Origin of the sequence: Oceaniferula marina (genome assembly GCF_013391475.1) — a bacterium.
GTDB lineage: Bacteria > Verrucomicrobiota > Verrucomicrobiia > Verrucomicrobiales > Akkermansiaceae > Oceaniferula > Oceaniferula marina.
In genome coordinates this window covers 157,462-174,489 of the sequence record NZ_JACBAZ010000005.1, presented here as the reverse complement: position 1 = coordinate 174,489, position 17,028 = coordinate 157,462, and the positions used below count along the sequence as shown (strand labels likewise).

Sequence of the window (17,028 nt, the reverse complement as noted above, 5' to 3'; positions counted from 1 at the left end):
GGAATCCCTCGCGGCCATTGTCGTGCCCGGATATCAAGGGCTCCTTATAAATTATAACTTAGACACTCCGTGTGTTATTTATGAGCAAACTGACTTTCAGCCACATTGTAACCAGCACTATGCATGCCGAACACTATTGGTTTCCCAACCTGTCGACAACCCAAGCCCCTCACCCAACGCTCACACATCCCCAGAACCGCCGGCAGATTAAAAATCCGCCCTACTTTCCTTCCAGCCGCATAGACTCCCCGTAGGACAGGTTTCCCAACCTGTCGGCAACCCGAGCAGCCCATAAAAGAACCAGGGCGCGGCGAAGGAGCAAGGAGCGGGGGGGGGCACGCCCCCGCTCCAGAAAAATCCACAGCTCCATTTTCAGAAACCGCCTCCCTTAAGGAACGGCTTCCTTAAGAAACCGCCTCCTTTTCAGAAACAGCGTCCCTTCAGAAACGGAGTCCTCAAGCCCCCCCGCAACCAGGCTGCACGCCTATTCCGCGTCGCCGGCCATGGCTGCTTTGACCTTGGTTTCGATGTCTTCGTAAAGTTCCTGGTTGCCTTTGAGCGCCACTTTTGCGGCATCCCGCCCTTGGGCGAGCTGATTCCCATCGTAACTGAACCAAGACCCGCGCTTCTGAACGATATCGAACTCCAAAGCCAAGTCGAGCAAGGAGCCCACCGAGGAAATCCCCTCGTTGTACATGATATCGAACTCAGCCTCCGTAAACGGAGCGGCCACTTTGTTTTTGACCACCTTGATCCGGGTCCGACTTCCTTGAACCGTACCATCCGTCGCCTTGATTTGACCAATCCGGCGGATATCTACCCGGACTGAGGCAAAGAACTTCAGTGCGCGTCCCCCCGGCGTGGTTTCAGGGTTACCGAACATTACACCAATTTTTTCCCGGATCTGGTTGGTAAAGATACAAGTGGTTCTGGCTTTGGCGATCAGACCGGTCAACTTACGCATCGCGGCACTCATCAATCGAGCCTGGGTTCCCACCGTGCTGTCTCCGATTTCACCTGCCAACTCCTGCTTGGTAACCAAAGCGGCAACCGAATCCAGAACGATGACATCGATGGCATTGGAGCGCACGAGCGTTTCGCAAATTTGCAGGGCCTCCTCGCCAGATGACGGTTGAGAAACCAGCAAGTCATCAATATCAACGCCCAACTTGGCAGCGTAGGCGGGGTCCAGGGCATGCTCAACATCGATAAAAGCAGCCAATCCTCCGGCTTTCTGAGCTTGGGCAATAGCCGTCAATGTAAGCGTGGTTTTTCCCGAAGATTCAGGACCGTAGACCTCAACAATACGCCCACGAGGAAAACCGCCAACGCCCAAAGCGCGGTCAATAAGAAGGTTTCCGGTAGGGATCACATCGACATCCACTCGGTGCCCGTCACCCAGACGCATAATGGCGGTTTCTCCAAAATCTTTCTGAATCTGGGAAATCGCGAGATCGAGATTTTTCTTACGCGCGGCGACAAGTTTATCGTTTTCGGTGCTGCTGGCTTTGCTGGTTTTGCTGGTGGTACTTTTACTGGCCATAGATGTTGCTTTTTTGGTGGTTTGTTTGACCGCTTGATTCTCGGTCGGTTTTTCGGTCGGTTTTTCGGTCTGTTTCTGGGTCGGTTTGGTTGATCGTTTACTTGTGGACGGACTCTTAACGCTTGCGGTGCTCATGACAATGGTGTTTTTGATTTTCATGAGACTTACCTCCGGCACAACAACTGGTCAAGCGAAAACTGTTCAAAAGATCAGTGTTCACATGTTTACCACTTTCCAACACCCCCCATCACCCTAGAACCACAAGAAGAACACCCGCCGCACCATTTCCGACTTTTCATTTGGAGCATCCCGGACAATATCCGGCGCGTGGACACTCCAATCAGAATCTACACAGGAGGCATGGCCCAGACCAATGCTTATCTCATCGGCGACAACGACAACTGCATCCTGATCGACGCCCCCGAGGGGGTGGCCAGCTGGCTGGCACAGGAGAAGGCAAGCCCGAAGGCCCTGCTACTGACCCATCAGCACTACGACCACGTGGAAGGAACCGCAGAACTCGCCGCCACCGGCGTCCCGGTCTACGCCCACTCACCATATTCTCGCGAACTGACTCTGGAGCAACTGCTTGAACAATCAGGCATGCCTCTCAAGGTAACGCCCTACCAGGTCGACCAGCTTTTAAAAAACCAACAAACCGTCGACATTGGCGACTGGAGCTTTGAGTTGGCTTATGTTCCGGGGCACGCCCCTGACAGCTTGGCCTTTTTCCTTGGAGATCTTGCCTTTTCCGGAGACACCCTCTTTGCGGGAAGCGTCGGCCGACCGGACCTGCCAGGCGGAGACATGGACCTGCTGATCCAAAGCATCCGGGACCACCTGCTCAGCAGAGGGGACCAACTGAGCATCCACCCAGGACACGGCCCCGTCACCAGCATCGGACAGGAGCGAGCCAGCAACCCCTACCTGCAATAAAAAATACAGCGGGTCCAGCCCATCAGAACAGACCAACAAAACCCAACAAATAAGTCTCCTTTTTCTTTGCGTTTCCGAGGATTTGGTGCCAATCTAAACACGAGGACTTCCTCGAAACTCCCTGAATTTGATCTAGGTTTTTGATCGTGATGCCGCTCCTTTGCAATTGGGGTCTCAACCAGAAAACCGACAAAAATTCAGGAAACTCAATATTAACCACTCACAACAACATATCATGGAAGAAACATTCGCAGATCCAAGCATCCAGCATGCCGATGAAAAAACCAGCCCTGTGCCACTGCGCGACAAGGCCGGCAAACTGGCCCACGAAGCCGGAGCCAAAGCTCAACAAATCAAGGATTCCGCTGTTGAAAAAGCCAGCCAAATCCGCGAAGTCGCCGGCAGCAAAGCCAGCGAAATCAAAGAAGCTGCCGCTGTCAAAACCCAACAGATCAAACAAGCCGCCGGAGAACAAATCCAACACGGACAAGTAAAGGCTCGCGAAGCCCACGCTGATGCCGAGGAATACATCCGCCAGAACCCAACCAAATCCGTGCTCACCGCATTGGGTGTTGGATTTTTGATCGGTTTGGTTGTGCGTCGCTAAACCAAGCGCACCGCATTCCCCTTTAAGAAACCATATCAGGAACACCGTCCGTCAGCCAAAATCCAACCGGACCCAACCGGACCCAACCGGACCCAACCGGACCCAACCGGACCCAACCGGAATCCAGCTGGGACCCGGCCCCGGAATCCAGCTCCGGACGGTGCTTTTCTTTTTTCTCTTTTTTCTCATCTATCGCTCTCTTTACGTCCTCGTCCTCTCGCCCCCTCCTCATCTCACGCGCTTCATTGATCCTGACCTTCAACGGTCGCGGCTGAACCAGAGGCAAGAGACGCAGCCCCTTTTTCTTTTCCCGTCCTACGCCTTTTCCGTCGAAACATGGCCACACAAACGTCAAATCAAACAACGCAGACGCCTTCATCCCTTGGGAATGAAGCTTCTCATCCAGGTACGCCTGTCGAGGCACCGCAGACGGTCAATCTGCCCAAGGAAATCAGTGATTTTATTGCTGCCCGCATCGAGCTTGCCAAAATTGAAGCTCAGGAAGCAGCGGAATTCAGCATCCGAAAAGCCATTCACGGTGTTGCTCTCGCCCTCTGTGGATTGTTCACCTGGGCCTTGGTTCTTGCAGCCCTGACCGGCACACTGGCACCGTGGGCGGATCGCTGGATGGAAGGTAAAATTGACCACCTACCGGGTTGGGCGGCCATCCTTTTTTTACTTGCCTTCATCCACGGGGTAGGAGCGCTTGTCTTCCTTGGCCAACTAAAGAAAAAGCCAGCATCCCCGCTCTTTGAACTGTCACGTCAGGAAATCGAAAACGACAAACAATGGCTCAGCAACAACAAATAAACCAGCGCAAGCAAGAGCTGGTCTTACGTCTTAAAGCATCCCGCCAGTCCATCACCCGTGGTCAGCAGGAACTCAAGACCAAGCTTTCCCCGAAACGTTTTCTTCATCGGATTTTCACGGAAAAACCAAAAGCGGTTTTTGCCGGCTCCTCTCTGGCCGGATTAGGAGCTGCGCTCCTGTTGCGCCGACGTAAAAAATCAAAAAAACAACCACGTCCGTCACAACCACTGCATCTGGTTCTGATCAGCTGGCTCCTTTCTCTGGTGAAGCCTGTTGTCAAAGCCTGGCTGTTGGCACGGGCAAAAGAGGCACTCGTTACCCGCGCTGAAACGGCGACGACCCGCCCTGCACCGCCGGCCAGACCCCTCTAAAGCAAAATCGCCCAGCTTTACTCTTTACTCCCGGCCCTGATTCCCGCCAAGGTAGGCGCGGATGAAATCAATTCGATTAGGCCTTTTTCTCTACCTGCTCCCCCTGTCGCTCATCGCACAGGAACCAGCGACCCCTCCGGCCCCCAACAAAGAGAAATCTCCGGATGAAAACAAAGATCCCACGGGCGCCGGCAGCCTACTGGGCGATGACTTTGCTGGTATGCCCGACATGCCAAGCCTACCCGACAGCATCCGGGTCACCAACGATGGCAAACTGGAATTTGACACCGAAAAGGGAACCTACCTGTTTGAAGGGAATGTGCATGTCCATGGAGACAATGGTCTGGAGCTCAAAGCAGGCAAGGTCATCATTTATGCCAAACAGGAAACCGCGACACTCACCGGGAACGTCTCGGTCATTCAAAAATCCAGCACGGACGAAACGGGTCGCATTCTCCCCGGCGTGCAACTCTTCGCCGACAAGGTGCTCTTAAATGCCAAAACCAAACTCATCACTCTCGATGGCAACGTCTCGGTCTACCAAGGCCCGACCCTGCACCGGGGTGAACACGCGGCTTACAATTACGAATCCAAAAAACTCGACACCACCGGACTCGGCAGCAAACTCGGGCCTATCGTCCTGGAGTCCGACCAATTTGAAATGGTCGAAAACCAAGGGAAGATTTCCTTTATCGGAAAAAATGCGGGGATCACCACCCACGATGTGGCCGAGCCCAACTACTGGATCCGCTCCGAGCAAACGACCATTTACCCTGACGACAAAATCATCTTCAAAAATATGAAACTCTACGCCGGAGAAACCCCGGTGTTCTGGTTCCCTTACCTCTCCCAACCTCTGGATGCCGACCTCGGACTGCATATCCTGCCCGGAGCGAGAAGCAACTGGGGGGCATATATCCTGAGTAGCTACGGCATTATGCTCGGCGGAGAAGTCAACGAGGAAACCGGCGAAAAAGAAAATGCATGGCTTCTATCCAAATGGCATCTCGACCTGATGAGCAAACGTGGCATCGGTGCCGGCCTCGACCTCCACGACACCCGCCTGAAGGACAATGAAAACCTTGGCTGGTTAAAGTATTACTATCTCAACGACCGCAACCCATCCCAAAAACGCACCGACGAATCCCGGGGCTTTGTCAATGAAGACCGATGGAAGTTTGAACTCAAATACCGGCACCAACTCTTTGAACGCGGGCAGCATCAGACCTATGCCGACGTCAACATGATGGCCTTGAGTGACCGCTACTACCTCGAAGATTTCGAACCAGGGACCTACAAAATCAACCCGAACCCCAACAACGAAATCGGCATCTTCCACCGGCACCCCCGCTTCCTTGCCGGCTTTTACACTCGATTCCGCCCCAACGACTTCTATCAATCCGACACCCGGCTTCCCGAATTGTTCCTCGACCAAGTCCGGGCACCCGTGTTCAGCACCCCCGTCCTTCACGAAGGCCAAACGACCTTGGGCATTTACCGGGAGTATCTCGATGACGACTACGAAGACGCATTACGTGACGAAGCGGACGGCCTGACCCCAGGAGATCCTAAGCTCGACATCATCGACGGTCTTCTCGAAGACAAAGGTTACACCCGCTTCCACACTTGGCAGGAATTCAGCATTCCTTTTGATCTGGACGGCAAGGTCTCCATCACTCCGCGAGCTGGTGCCGGCGTCACAAGCTACTGGGATGTGCAAGACGACACCGATTCCTTCACTCGGACTCACTTTGCGGCGGCCGTTGACGCCTCGATGAAATTCACACGTGTCTTCCCCGATGTGCAAAGCCAATCCTGGGGGCTCGACGGCTTACTCCATATTCTTCAGCCCTACGCCAGCTTTTCACAAGTGGCCACCAACAATTTCGACAACGATTTTCGAGGGATCGAAACCCTGGCACCATCCACCCGCCCGCCACCACTCGAAGTCGGAAGATTTCCAGCCACCGACGATCTTGCCGACTGGAGTATCTTACGGCTCGGCACGCGCAATATTCTACTCTCCCGCCGCGATGGAGATTCCCACCGCTGGCTGGCACTCGACACCTACATTGATGTCTTTCTCAATGATCTGGAAGCCAACCGTAGCCTCTCCAACCTCTATAACGACCTCGTCTGGCAGCCCCTTCCATGGATGAAACTCAACCTCGAAACCCAGTTCCCGGTTGCCCATAACGATGCCAACTTCTCCGAGCTTACCAGCAGCTTCACCTTTATGCCCAACAATTCGACCGAGTTCCAACTAGGTTACCGGATTCTTGACAACCACCCAACGCTGCAGGACAGCCACCGTCTGAGCCTACGCTCATACCTTCGCCTCAACGACGAATGGGGGCTGGGAACCTACCACCGCTACGAGTTCGATGACAACACACTGGAAATCCAACAATATGCAGTGCACCGCGACTTCGACAGTTGGCGCACCTCGCTTGGTTTTTTGGTTCGTGACAACCGCGACAACAACACCGAATATGGTCTGATGCTCAACTTCACCCTGAAAAACTTCCCCTCCGTTCGCGTCCCCCTTTCAATCGACGCCGAATAAGCCGCTACCCTTACCTCTTCATGACTCCAATCAGCCCTGACGCCCTGCTCGAAAGCCTGCAATGGCGCTATGCAACCAAAGTGTTCGACCCGCAGAAAACCATCCCTGCCACAAGCATCCAGGCGATCGAAGAAAGCCTGGCCCTGAGCCCCTCCTCATTCGGGATCCAACCATGGAAATTCATCGTCGTCACTGACCCCGAAATCAAAGCCGCGCTGCTCCCCCATTCATGGAACCAGACACAAGTCATCGACTGTTCCCATCTGGTGGTTCTCTGCGCGAAAGAACAAACAAGCGAATCAGACATCCAACGTTTGCTCAAATGCATCGCTGATAGGAGAAATGTTGAACTCGAAAGCTTGAGCGACTACGCCGCGATGATGTCAGGTTTCATTAAACGAATGGATCCCGAGCAATCGATTGCATGGGCGAAAAACCAAGTCTATATCGCGCTGGGGCAACTCATGACCAGTGCTGCCGTTCTCGGCATTGACGCCTGCCCGATGGAAGGGATTTGTCCCGCGGAATACGACCGCATCCTCGGGCTGGATCAAGCGCCCGCATCCGAGCGTTACCTCACCACCGTCGCCTGCCCGATGGGTTACCGCTCGGCGGATGACAAATACGCCCAACTTGCCAAAGTTCGCTTCCCCACCTCGGAAGTCATCGACCACCACTAATCGCCCCGCACAGCCAGGCAGGGTTCACATAACACAAGGCAAAGCGCCGCCCCTCACTTCTGTGCCGTGGTCAACTCGGCATAGATTGGTCGGTGATCCGAAGCCTTGAATTCCTGAATGACACCGTGAACGTAGGAACTTAACTTGAGTCCCTTCAACACGACAAAATCGATTTCCTTACGACCTGGCAGGGTGGCATCTTTTCGATGCTTCTCCCCATGAAAGGTCCGAATGCCATTACCATCATTCTTACTGAGTACATTCCAACCACCCTTCACCAGTTGCTGGATAGGTTCTCCCTCTCTGTGGGCATTAAAATCACCAGCCAGAATCACAGCATGATCTCGCCCCCCCATCCGTTTCATGACCGCCATCACCTGCTCACTTCTGGCATCGGCGGCATTGCGCTCCAGATGCAAACTCACAAAGGATAACTCTTTACCCTGGTATTGAGTCCTTACCTCCAACGCAATTCTGGGCTCTCCTTTGCCGGGAAGCTTATGCACCACGGATTGGCCAAGCGGAAACTTGGACAATACAGCCAATCCGTATTCCCCACCCTGCAGATCGATCGCCTTGGCAAACACGTAATCCATCTTCAGAAGCTTTGCCAACTCGGCAGCCTGATCAACACCCCCGCTTCGCCTAACATTTTTATCAACCTCCTGCAATGCAACCAAATCAGGAGACTTCTCCGCAATCACCTTCGCGATCCGCTCCAAATCGACTTTTCCATCCATTCCCCGGCCATGATGGATATTATACGCCAGAACCTTAAGCGGTTGCGCTGAAACACTGGCCAGCAAGGAAATCGAAAAAAACAAATTAAACAAAAGACGTATCATCGCCCGTATCATACTCTAAAACCATGGCGATTCTTTCTCCAAAACGAACCATCTTTGACGGTTCCAAATCGATCGAATGACTCAGGCACCCACCCCATTCAGGCCGGGCATCAACCTTGGGGAACACCTCCACCCGAAGCTTTCAGACGGTTCTGATACCCCTGCAATAAACCTTGAAGAATTTTTTTCGCCATCGCCTTGTCTTTGTCCTGATAACGAACCTTCACCTCACTGTTAGCAACACTCGCTGAGAACTTCGATTTGACTCTCTGTTTAGCCGCTTCTGGTCCATCTAACTCCCAAAAAGCCACCAAATCATTTCCCTCGACAACATCCTCTACATTCTCATCCGCCAGGATCATGGTTTTGAATGCTTCCACATCAAACTGAGCCCCAACAGGAAACTTACCTTCGTAGCGGAACTCAAAATTCTTGCGCTGTTGTATTTTACGGTAAGCGTAATAAGCACCTCCGCCACCTAACACAGCAAGGATGATCAGACCAACCAGAAGAAGCGCGGTATTTCGTTTCATAAGCACTGCATAGCGTTTTTTTCGCCCCCTGCCAAGCAAAGCCTTAGGCTTCCTCTCGTTCAGATCCTATTCGATCCATGATAAACCGGGCCGCTGTCTGAGCAGCCTGAGGACGCGCATACCGTGACAAACTCCGCTTCATCGCCCGCCACACCCGGGCATCCTCACCTAGCAATTCACGCATATGCGCAGCCAAGGCACCAGGGGTATCCGCCAAGTCGCCCCCCTGCATCGACCTCAACAAGGCCAGATTTCCTTCTTCCTGACCAGGCACCAAATGGTGGATCAGCATCGGGCAGGCAGCAGCCAATGCCTCATGCACGGTTGCCCCACCCGCTTTCCCAACAACCAAATGGTGTTGATGGAGAAGTTCGGGCACTTTACGGGTCCAGCCTTTGATCTTCACCTTCCCCGGATAAGCATCGGAGATCTCTTTGGCCCTCGGGTATAGTTTCCTGAAATTCCTCCCCAGAACAATCGTCAGCCGAACATCCTCATCGGTCGCATCCAACAATTCCCGGGACACCCTGCGAACATGTGGCTTTTTGGGCGTTGGAAAATACAGCACCCGGAAAGGGTCTAGCCCCGCGTCTGCAGCCACCGGCATCAGCTCAGAAAAATGAGGTGCCACCGGAAAGCCGGTTTCAACGACCTTGGTTTCATCCAAGCCCTGCCGTATTAATCCATCCCGGGTCCGGGCATCCGTCACCAACCAGTAATCGGTCGGCGCTTTCCTCCAAGCAGCATTGATCTCGATCGAGTCGGTCACCACTGTGAACACCGGAACCTTCACCTCACCGGAAGCAAAAATCCGTTCCAAAAAATAAGGGTACAGGGGGTAGGTGCTGACGATCGCGCGGGGGCGGTGCAATTGGATCAGCTCCCGCAGCTTTTCCTCAGGTTTGCGCATCAGAGGAATTCGCTCTTTGGAAAAATCCTGCCGATCCGTCGACTGGTAAATACGCCGCCACAGCCAGGGGGCGTGCGTCGTGACGTCACGATAGAAACGCCTCAGGTAATCATTCACCTTGGGGGCTCCCAGCGCGCAAGGGTCCAACACCTTGGTAGGCACATGCTGATCCAATGCCAAGCCCAGGCTCAAGGCCGCACTGTTGTGCCCTTCACCAAAACCAGCGGTTAGTATCAAAATGTCGACCTTCCTACTCACGCGAGGCAACAATAAACACGCTCCGTTGTTGCGTCGATACAGCAATTGGTTTAATTGTCGTCAAACACATGAAGAAATCTTCTGAAAGACCTCCCGAACCACGCATCAAACCGGAAAGCGAACTGCGCCTAATCGACAATGATGACATAACGGCTGAATTAAAGATCTTGGAAGAAGCCGCCATCCTCACCCCTGACGAGCTGGCCAGGGTCAAAGCGAAATCGATCGAGCCGGAGGTTTCAGAAATCCTCGATCAAGCGGAAACATCAGAAGACCCCGAGGAAAAATGGGGGGATAAAAAACGAGCCCTTGCCCCCGGATGGTTTGTGCTCACCGCCCTGATCATCATTGGTCTGGCAACTTGGGCCATCACCAATGTATTCAAAGCCCAACCCACGATCCAATCGGCGAGCGAGCAAAAACAAACGATTCTGGAAGATGCCGCGCTCGACGACGAGGAAACCAAACAAACGCTCAGCAATATGGAGGACTGCGTCAAAGGTTACCTGAAAGCCACCAGCATTGAAGAGCTCCTGCCATACGTCCGTCACAACAAGCGGGTCAAACCCCTGATGGAACACTACTATCAATCCCATCAGCTAACCCCCGGCCATTTTTCCCAATTCAAACGTATCCGCTCGATTGGCATGGAAAACCATTCCTTTGTTTACGGCAAAGTCAGCTTGGTGGACGGGTCATCAAAAAAACTCCTGATTGAACAAATTGAGGACGGCTCCTTCCGAGTCGATTGGGAGAGTGATGTCTGCTACCAGCCACTTGCATGGGACACGTTCATTGCACAGAGACCAAGTTCACCGATGGACATGCGGGTGAACATCAGTCCGGACCACTTCTACGCTTTTGAGTTCCGGGATGAATCCCGCTACCAATGCTATAAAATCACCACCCGGGACAATAACGAGCATGTCTTTGGCTACGTCGATAAATCCAGCCCGGTTGCGATGCAAATCAAACGCATCATCCTCAAGAGCCAGGAACATGGAGGAGGCAGGGAAGAACCCATGACCCTCAGACTCCGCTTCCCGGAAAACAGTAACAGCAAACGAAGCGTGCATATCGAAGCGCTGCTCGCCCCACGCTGGACCTACCTCAACCCACCGGCCCCACAAAGTGCCCAAACCTCGGAATAATCAGCGAATTAAACATCACGACACATTCGCGCATTGATTATCCCGCAGCACTCTGCCAATTTCCGTGCAGATATGTCCAACAGCTTCGGTCAACTCTTTCGCATCAGTACTTGGGGTGAATCCCATGGCGGAGGTGTCGGCGTCGTCATCGACGGCTGCCCTCCCTGCATCCCCCTCTCAGAAGAAGATATCCAAACCGACCTCGATCGGCGCAGGCCCGGGCAAAGCGACATTGTCACTCCGCGCAATGAAGCGGATCGTTGTGAAATTCTTTCCGGGGTATTTGAAGGAAAAACACTGGGGACCCCAATCGCCATCTCGGTCAGAAACAAAGACCAACGGGCATCGTCCTATTCCGAAATGAAGGACAAGTATCGCCCGTCTCATGCCGATTACACCTACGATGCCAAATATGGCACCCGTGCCTGGCACGGGGGAGGCCGAGCCTCCGCCCGGGAAACCATCGGCCGGGTCGCAGCGGCGGCGGTCGCAAAAAAGGTCCTGGCCACCCTCTTTCCTGAGCTTGAAATCCTAGCCTGGGTCCAATCCATCAAAGATATCGAAGCTTCCGTCGACGCCGATTCCGTCAGCTTCGACACCATTGAATCCAACATCGTCCGAACGGGCGACCCCGATGCGGTCCAGCCCATGATCGACCTGATCAAGGCCACCCGCTCAGAGGGAAACTCCGTCGGAGGCGTGGTAGAGAGCGTTGTCCGCAACGTTCCTGTCGGGCTCGGCAACCCGGTCTTCGGCAAACTGGATGCCACACTGGCCCAAGCGATGCTCAGCCTGCCAGCCACCAAGGGCTTTGAAATCGGGTCCGGATTCGCAGGCACCCAACTCACCGGTGCGGAGCACAATGACCCGTTTTTCATGGATGGCGACACCATACGCACCAGCAGCAACCGCTCCGGCGGTGTGCAAGGCGGCATTTCCAACGGTGAAAACATCAGCTTCCGGGTCGCGTTCAAACCCACTGCCACGATCATGACCGCTCAACAAACGGTCAGCACCAGCGGCGAGGATACCGAACTCAAAGGCCGAGGCCGCCACGACGCCTGCGTCCTCCCACGTGCCGTACCCATTGTCGAAGCCATGACAGCTCTTACGCTGCTCGACCACGCCTTGCTCCAACGCGCCCAGTGCGGATAAGCCGGGGGCCCCCCTTCGCCCGACCACCAACGGAGGATCTTCCTTGATCTTTCCTTCCCTGAACCCTATAAGGACCCGTATGAACTTTCAGGAGCTGGGGCTAACCGAAATCATCGCCATCTGCATCCTGGCTCTGGCCGTGGTCGGCTTTTTGAAAGGACTGTTCCGAACGGTCTCCGCCCTGATCTGCCTCGGCATTGCCGGCTACGCCGCTCTCTGGGGTAATGAGCATGCGCACGACTTCACCGCTTCCTGGACCCACGCCATCCCCGCCATCTGGGCACCCAAAATTGTCGCCCTCGCCACCGGACTGGTGGTTTTTTTCGTCTGCCGCTACCTGCTCAACTTTCTGGTCGACCCCTTCGACGACTCCCAAACCGGCAGAAAAATCGGCTTCGGCCTCCCGGCTGCGGCACTCAGCCTGGTCGCGGGCCTGGTCCTGCTTTGGCTTGCATGCACCGGCATCCGCTACGCCTCCTCCCTCTCCGAGTTGCGTGATGTCCAACGCATGCTCAGCGTCGATCAGGCAGCAGAAGTCGAACACACCTCGGTACTCCTGCTCCGGGCCCAACGGGCGATCGATGACAGTTCTCTCGGCCTCTGGCAACGCAAATCCGATCCCTTTTACCACAGCGACAAACTTCCTCTCAGCAAGCTGCTCATCCTCTACCATCACGAACCAAGTCGGGTTGAGCTCCTCAAAAACCGAAGTGTCAGCCAGTTCCTCAACCAGCCTGAGTTCATCAAACTCGCATACAGCCCAGAACTCAAACACTACGCCCAAAGCGGGAAACCCCGAGACGTTTACAACGCCAAAGCCACCCAAGAGGCTCTGACAAACGAATCCCTGATGCAACAATTCCAACAACTTGACCTCGACAAACTCAGGTCAACATATGCACAATCTTCACCATAATCTGCGCAGCGATACTCAGAATATGCGCAGCAAGAAAAAAAATTCTCGATATACTGCGCGAATCTTCATCTGATCCCTCTACCGCCCTGGCCTCCGCCTGATCTGTCACCTCCTCTCCTGCCCATCACTTCTCATGAACGTTCTAGCGCTCACCATTTTGATTAGTGTATGTCTTGCGGCCATTTTTATTGTCTGCTTCATCGCAGAGCTGAAACGAAACAAACGCCGGGGAATCGAACATGATGCGCTCCTGCCACTGGATGACGACACCAGCCTCAAGGCGAGTCTGCCGTCCAAGCACGGCCAAGCGCACGATCAAAGCCACTCTTCCTAAACATTCTCATAACTGAACACCCAATAGCCCGACCATGAACACACCGTCCAATGCCGCTACCACAACGATCGTCTACGACGATAAAACCGTGCGACACTTCCTCACAGCCTCTGTCATTTTCGGCATTGTCGGCATGCTTGTCGGCGTGATTGCCGCCTTCCAGCTCAATTTCTGGCAGATGAACGGCAAGTTCCTCGAGTGGCTGACTTTTGGATACTTTAAAACCGAAGGCGTGGATCTGATCACCTTCGGCCGCCTGCGCCCCTTACACACCAACGCGGTGATCTTTGCCTTTGTTGGCAACATGATGTTTGCCGGTGTCTATTACTCAACCCAACGGCTATGCAAATGCCGGACTGCCTCGGATCTTTTATCGAAAATCCACTTCTGGGGCTGGCAGGCGATCATCGTCTCGGCCGTCATCACCCTGCCCGCCGGATTCACCCGGGGCAAGGAATACGCCGAACTGATCTGGCCGATCAACATCGCCGTCGCCCTGATCTGGGTGGTTTTTGCAGTGAACTTTTTCTGGACCTTGGCCAAGCGCAACGAGCCCAGCCTCTATGTCGCCCTTTGGTTCTACATTGCGACCATCCTGACCGTCGCGATGCTCTACATCGTCAACCACCTCTCCATCCCCACTTCGCTGACCCACTCCTACCCGGTCTTCGCCGGCGTGCAAGACGGCTTGGTTCAATGGTGGTATGGCCATAATGCGGTCGCCTTCTTCCTGACGACGCCGATCCTCGGCATCATGTATTATTTCATGCCGAAAGCGGCCGAGCGTCCGGTGTATTCCTATCGTCTTTCCATCATTCACTTCTGGGCTCTGGTCTTCATTTATATCTGGGCTGGCCCGCACCACCTGCTCAACACAGCCCTTCCCGAGTGGCTTCAACAACTCGGCATGCTCTTCTCGCTGATGCTCTGGGCCCCATCCTGGGGTGGTATGCTCAACGGCTTGCTCACCCTGCGCGGCGCCTGGGACAAACTCCGCACCGACCACGTCATTAAGTTCTTTGTGGTCGCCATCACATTCTACGGCATGGCCACATTCGAAGGCCCGCTGCTTGCCATCAAATCCGTCAACGCCCTGTCCCACTACACCGACTGGACCGTCGGCCACGTGCATTCAGGCACCCTTGGATGGAACGGCTTTATGGCCGCCGGTATGTTCTACTGGCTCGCCCCACGCCTTTGGAAAAACAACAAAGGACCGAACGGCGAAAGTGTGCTCTGGAGCAACAGCTGGGCCAACATGCACTTCTGGTTGGGTACCGTCGGTATCCTGCTTTACATCTCCTCGATGTGGGCCTCCGGTATCATGGAGGGCCTGATGGCCAGCGCCACCAACGAAGCCGGCACCCTGCTGAAATACCCCAACTTCGTGCAAATCATCCAGTCCAAGCACATCCTGCTGCTGTTCCGCGGAATCGGTGGAGGCTTCTACTTGATTGGCTTCATCATGTGCGGCATCAACCTCTGGAAAACCGCCCGCATGGGTAAAGCCACCGAAGTCAGCGTGGAGGTTCCGGTTGCCCGCGACCCGGAAACCGACTCCATCGGAGCTTTCCGCATGCTGTTCCGCAACGAGCCGCTGACCTACATCTTCTGGATTCTGGTCTTCCTCCTGCTGTGGATCTTCCTACCGAAGGGTATGGACATCGGCGCCTTTGCCATGATCGTGGTGCTCTCACTGCAAACGATCTGGATTTTCCGCAAGGACACAAACTCCTGGGTGAAGCTCTACGACTCCCTTGAGAAGAACTGGGTTCCCTTCACCATTCTGGTGTTCTTCGCCGCCGCCATCGGTGGTGCTGCCCAGATCATCCCGACCGTGATCGCCCAGAAAGGTGAATACGTCGATGAACGAGTGCAAAAACTCTACACCCCGCTCGAACTGGCGGGACGCGACATCTACATTGCAGAAGGCTGCTATAACTGCCACTCGCAGATGATCCGGATGTTGCCTGGCGACATCATGCGCTACGGTGACTACTCACGGATCGGAGAAAGTATCTACGACCACCCGTTCCAGTGGAGCTCCAAGCGCACCGGCCCCGATCTCGCACGCGAAGGCGGCCCCCGGGATAAAGATGGCAACTACAAGCCGATCCGCTCAGACGGGTGGCACTACAACCACATGATGGATCCACGCGAAACATCGGAAGGTTCGATCATGCCGGCCTACCCATGGTTGGCGGAGAAGGAAACCGATATCGACGCCTTGCCGAAAAAGATCTCGATCCAAGTCAACTGGCTCGGCGTCCCCTACGAAGCCATGACGGCTCACGAAATCAAAGACAAAGCCTACAAACAAGGGCTCGACATTGCCAAAGGTCTTGTTGCCAGTGGCGTCCTTCTTCCCGAGGATTTAGACAGCATGGACTCAGAGGCCAAAATCGCCGAAGAACTCTCCAAGCGCCAGATTGTCGCCTTGATCGCTTACCTACAGAAGCTGGGACAATACGACTTGGTTGACCCAAGTCAGAAAAAGGCAACCCCAGCCTTGGTCGATCCGGACCGCAAGCACCCGAACATCGCCCCTCAGACCGAGCCCTCCGCCGACGACAGCGAATAAACCAATAAAGGAACAGTCCAAACATCCAAGGTAATCATGTACGACATCTTCAAAGACATCGTCCTCGACAGTGGAGGCAAGACCCAGGGACTGGTCGCTTTCTTCCTCTCGTTCATCGTCTTTTCCTTCATCATGGTGCGTGCCTGGCGTGCGCGCCGCGATGATGAAAAACATGTCGCCAGCCTGCCACTCAACAACGACACCGAAACATCTCACACCACCCAGCCATGAACCCAGAATCCAACAAACCAGTGAACAAATCCGTCAAGGATGGCCCCGTGCTTCGCGACCACGTCTTCGACGGCATCGAGGAATTCGACCAAAAACTGCCGAACTGGTGGCTCTTCACCTTCTACATCGCCATCGCCTTCTACGTTGGCTACTGGGTGATCTACTACAGCTCTGACCTGCTTCAAAGCCCGGCGGAAAAGATCAACGCCCAGATGGAACTTATCAATGACGCCAAAAAGAAAGAGCTCGCCGCCATGCTTGACGAACTCGATAACAAGGTGCTGATCCAGTGGAGTGAAAATGCCGATATCGTGGCTGAAGGAGAAGCGGTTTTCAAAACCACCTGTGCAGCCTGCCACGGTGCGGACCTCAACGGAACCGCCATCGGGCGTTCACTGATGGATGACGAGTGGTCGCACGGTGGAGAACCCATGGACCTCTTCAATCTTGTGCTCAACGGCAGCCCAGCGGATGCCGAAGGCTTTAACGGCCAAAAAATGACCGCCTGGGGAGAAAACCTCGGCCCTGAAAAATGCGCCAAAGCGGTCGCCTACGTCCTCAGTAAAAACCCACCCAAAAGCGAAGAATAGACACATCCGGT

At 54.4% G+C, this 17,028-nt stretch carries 17 protein-coding genes; 13 read left to right on the top strand and 4 right to left on the bottom strand.

All coding sequences use genetic code 11. The annotated features are described in order from the left end of the window. Nucleotides 1-484: 484 nt before the first annotated feature. Entirely contained in the window at nucleotides 485-1,543 is a 1,059-nt protein-coding gene (recA, locus tag HW115_RS14055) for a recombinase RecA (RefSeq protein WP_178933547.1), read from the bottom strand. A 327-nt stretch (nucleotides 1,544-1,870) separates the two neighbouring features. On the opposite strand from recA, the gene HW115_RS14050 reads away from it, so the two are divergent. The 6 genes from HW115_RS14050 (at nucleotide 1,871) to HW115_RS14025 (ending at nucleotide 7,513) form a co-directional block, all read left to right on the top strand. After that, entirely contained in the window at nucleotides 1,871-2,479 is a 609-nt protein-coding gene (locus HW115_RS14050) for an MBL fold metallo-hydrolase (RefSeq protein ID WP_178933538.1), read from the top strand. A 235-nt stretch (nucleotides 2,480-2,714) separates the two neighbouring features. After that, nucleotides 2,715-3,086: an ElaB/YgaM/YqjD family protein gene (locus HW115_RS14045; protein WP_178933537.1), complete on the top strand. Its 372-nt coding sequence runs from the start codon at nucleotides 2,715-2,717 to the stop codon at nucleotides 3,084-3,086. Between the two features lie 336 nt (nucleotides 3,087-3,422). Beyond that, complete coding sequence (locus HW115_RS14040) at nucleotides 3,423-3,896, top strand: phage holin family protein (protein ID WP_178933536.1); 474 nt, start codon at nucleotides 3,423-3,425, stop codon at nucleotides 3,894-3,896. After that, on the top strand, nucleotides 3,875-4,267 hold the full coding sequence (locus HW115_RS14035; RefSeq protein ID WP_178933535.1) for a hypothetical protein: 393 nt from the start codon (nucleotides 3,875-3,877) through the stop codon (nucleotides 4,265-4,267). Before HW115_RS14040 ends, HW115_RS14035 begins: the two co-directional genes overlap by 22 nt. A gap of 61 nt (nucleotides 4,268-4,328) precedes the next feature. After that, nucleotides 4,329-6,833, top strand: coding sequence for an LPS-assembly protein LptD (locus tag HW115_RS14030; protein WP_178933534.1), 2,505 nt, complete (start codon nucleotides 4,329-4,331; stop codon nucleotides 6,831-6,833). A 20-nt stretch (nucleotides 6,834-6,853) separates the two neighbouring features. Then, the gene (locus HW115_RS14025) at nucleotides 6,854-7,513 is read left to right on the top strand and encodes an NAD(P)H-dependent oxidoreductase (protein ID WP_178933533.1); all 660 of its coding nucleotides are present in this window, start codon (nucleotides 6,854-6,856) and stop codon (nucleotides 7,511-7,513) included. Between the two features lie 53 nt (nucleotides 7,514-7,566). On the opposite strand, the gene HW115_RS14020 is transcribed toward HW115_RS14025, so the two are convergent. The 3 genes from HW115_RS14020 to HW115_RS14010 form a co-directional block, all read right to left on the bottom strand. Further along, nucleotides 7,567-8,358, bottom strand: coding sequence for an endonuclease/exonuclease/phosphatase family protein (locus HW115_RS14020; RefSeq protein ID WP_178933532.1), 792 nt, complete (start codon nucleotides 8,356-8,358; stop codon nucleotides 7,567-7,569). A 110-nt stretch (nucleotides 8,359-8,468) separates the two neighbouring features. Beyond that, on the bottom strand, nucleotides 8,469-8,891 hold the full coding sequence (locus HW115_RS14015; RefSeq protein WP_178933531.1) for a hypothetical protein: 423 nt from the start codon (nucleotides 8,889-8,891) through the stop codon (nucleotides 8,469-8,471). Nucleotides 8,892-8,934: 43 nt separating this feature from the next. Continuing rightward, on the bottom strand, nucleotides 8,935-10,038 hold the full coding sequence (locus tag HW115_RS14010; RefSeq protein ID WP_227021531.1) for an MGDG synthase family glycosyltransferase: 1,104 nt from the start codon (nucleotides 10,036-10,038) through the stop codon (nucleotides 8,935-8,937). A gap of 89 nt (nucleotides 10,039-10,127) precedes the next feature. On the opposite strand from HW115_RS14010, the gene HW115_RS14005 reads away from it, so the two are divergent. The 7 genes from HW115_RS14005 to HW115_RS13975 all read left to right on the top strand — a co-directional run bounded on the left by HW115_RS14005 (nucleotide 10,128) and on the right by HW115_RS13975 (nucleotide 17,017). Continuing rightward, the gene (locus HW115_RS14005) at nucleotides 10,128-11,210 is read left to right on the top strand and encodes a hypothetical protein (RefSeq protein ID WP_178933529.1); all 1,083 of its coding nucleotides are present in this window, start codon (nucleotides 10,128-10,130) and stop codon (nucleotides 11,208-11,210) included. Nucleotides 11,211-11,282: 72 nt separating this feature from the next. Next, nucleotides 11,283-12,365 carry a chorismate synthase gene (gene aroC, locus HW115_RS14000; protein WP_178933528.1) on the top strand — a complete coding sequence of 361 codons (1,083 nt, stop codon included), beginning with the start codon at nucleotides 11,283-11,285 and terminating at the stop codon, nucleotides 12,363-12,365. Between the two features lie 79 nt (nucleotides 12,366-12,444). Beyond that, complete coding sequence (locus HW115_RS13995) at nucleotides 12,445-13,281, top strand: CvpA family protein (RefSeq protein WP_178933527.1); 837 nt, start codon at nucleotides 12,445-12,447, stop codon at nucleotides 13,279-13,281. A gap of 133 nt (nucleotides 13,282-13,414) precedes the next feature. Beyond that, complete coding sequence (locus HW115_RS13990; RefSeq protein WP_178933526.1) at nucleotides 13,415-13,615, top strand: hypothetical protein; 201 nt, start codon at nucleotides 13,415-13,417, stop codon at nucleotides 13,613-13,615. A 34-nt stretch (nucleotides 13,616-13,649) separates the two neighbouring features. Continuing rightward, the gene (gene ccoN / locus HW115_RS13985) at nucleotides 13,650-16,196 is read left to right on the top strand and encodes a cytochrome-c oxidase, cbb3-type subunit I (RefSeq protein WP_178933525.1); all 2,547 of its coding nucleotides are present in this window, start codon (nucleotides 13,650-13,652) and stop codon (nucleotides 16,194-16,196) included. 36 nt (nucleotides 16,197-16,232) lie between these two features. Continuing rightward, on the top strand, nucleotides 16,233-16,427 hold the full coding sequence (locus tag HW115_RS13980) for a hypothetical protein (protein ID WP_178933524.1): 195 nt from the start codon (nucleotides 16,233-16,235) through the stop codon (nucleotides 16,425-16,427). Beyond that, the gene (locus HW115_RS13975; RefSeq protein ID WP_178933523.1) at nucleotides 16,424-17,017 is read left to right on the top strand and encodes a cbb3-type cytochrome c oxidase N-terminal domain-containing protein; all 594 of its coding nucleotides are present in this window, start codon (nucleotides 16,424-16,426) and stop codon (nucleotides 17,015-17,017) included. Before HW115_RS13980 ends, HW115_RS13975 begins: the two co-directional genes overlap by 4 nt. Nucleotides 17,018-17,028 lie beyond the last annotated feature (11 nt).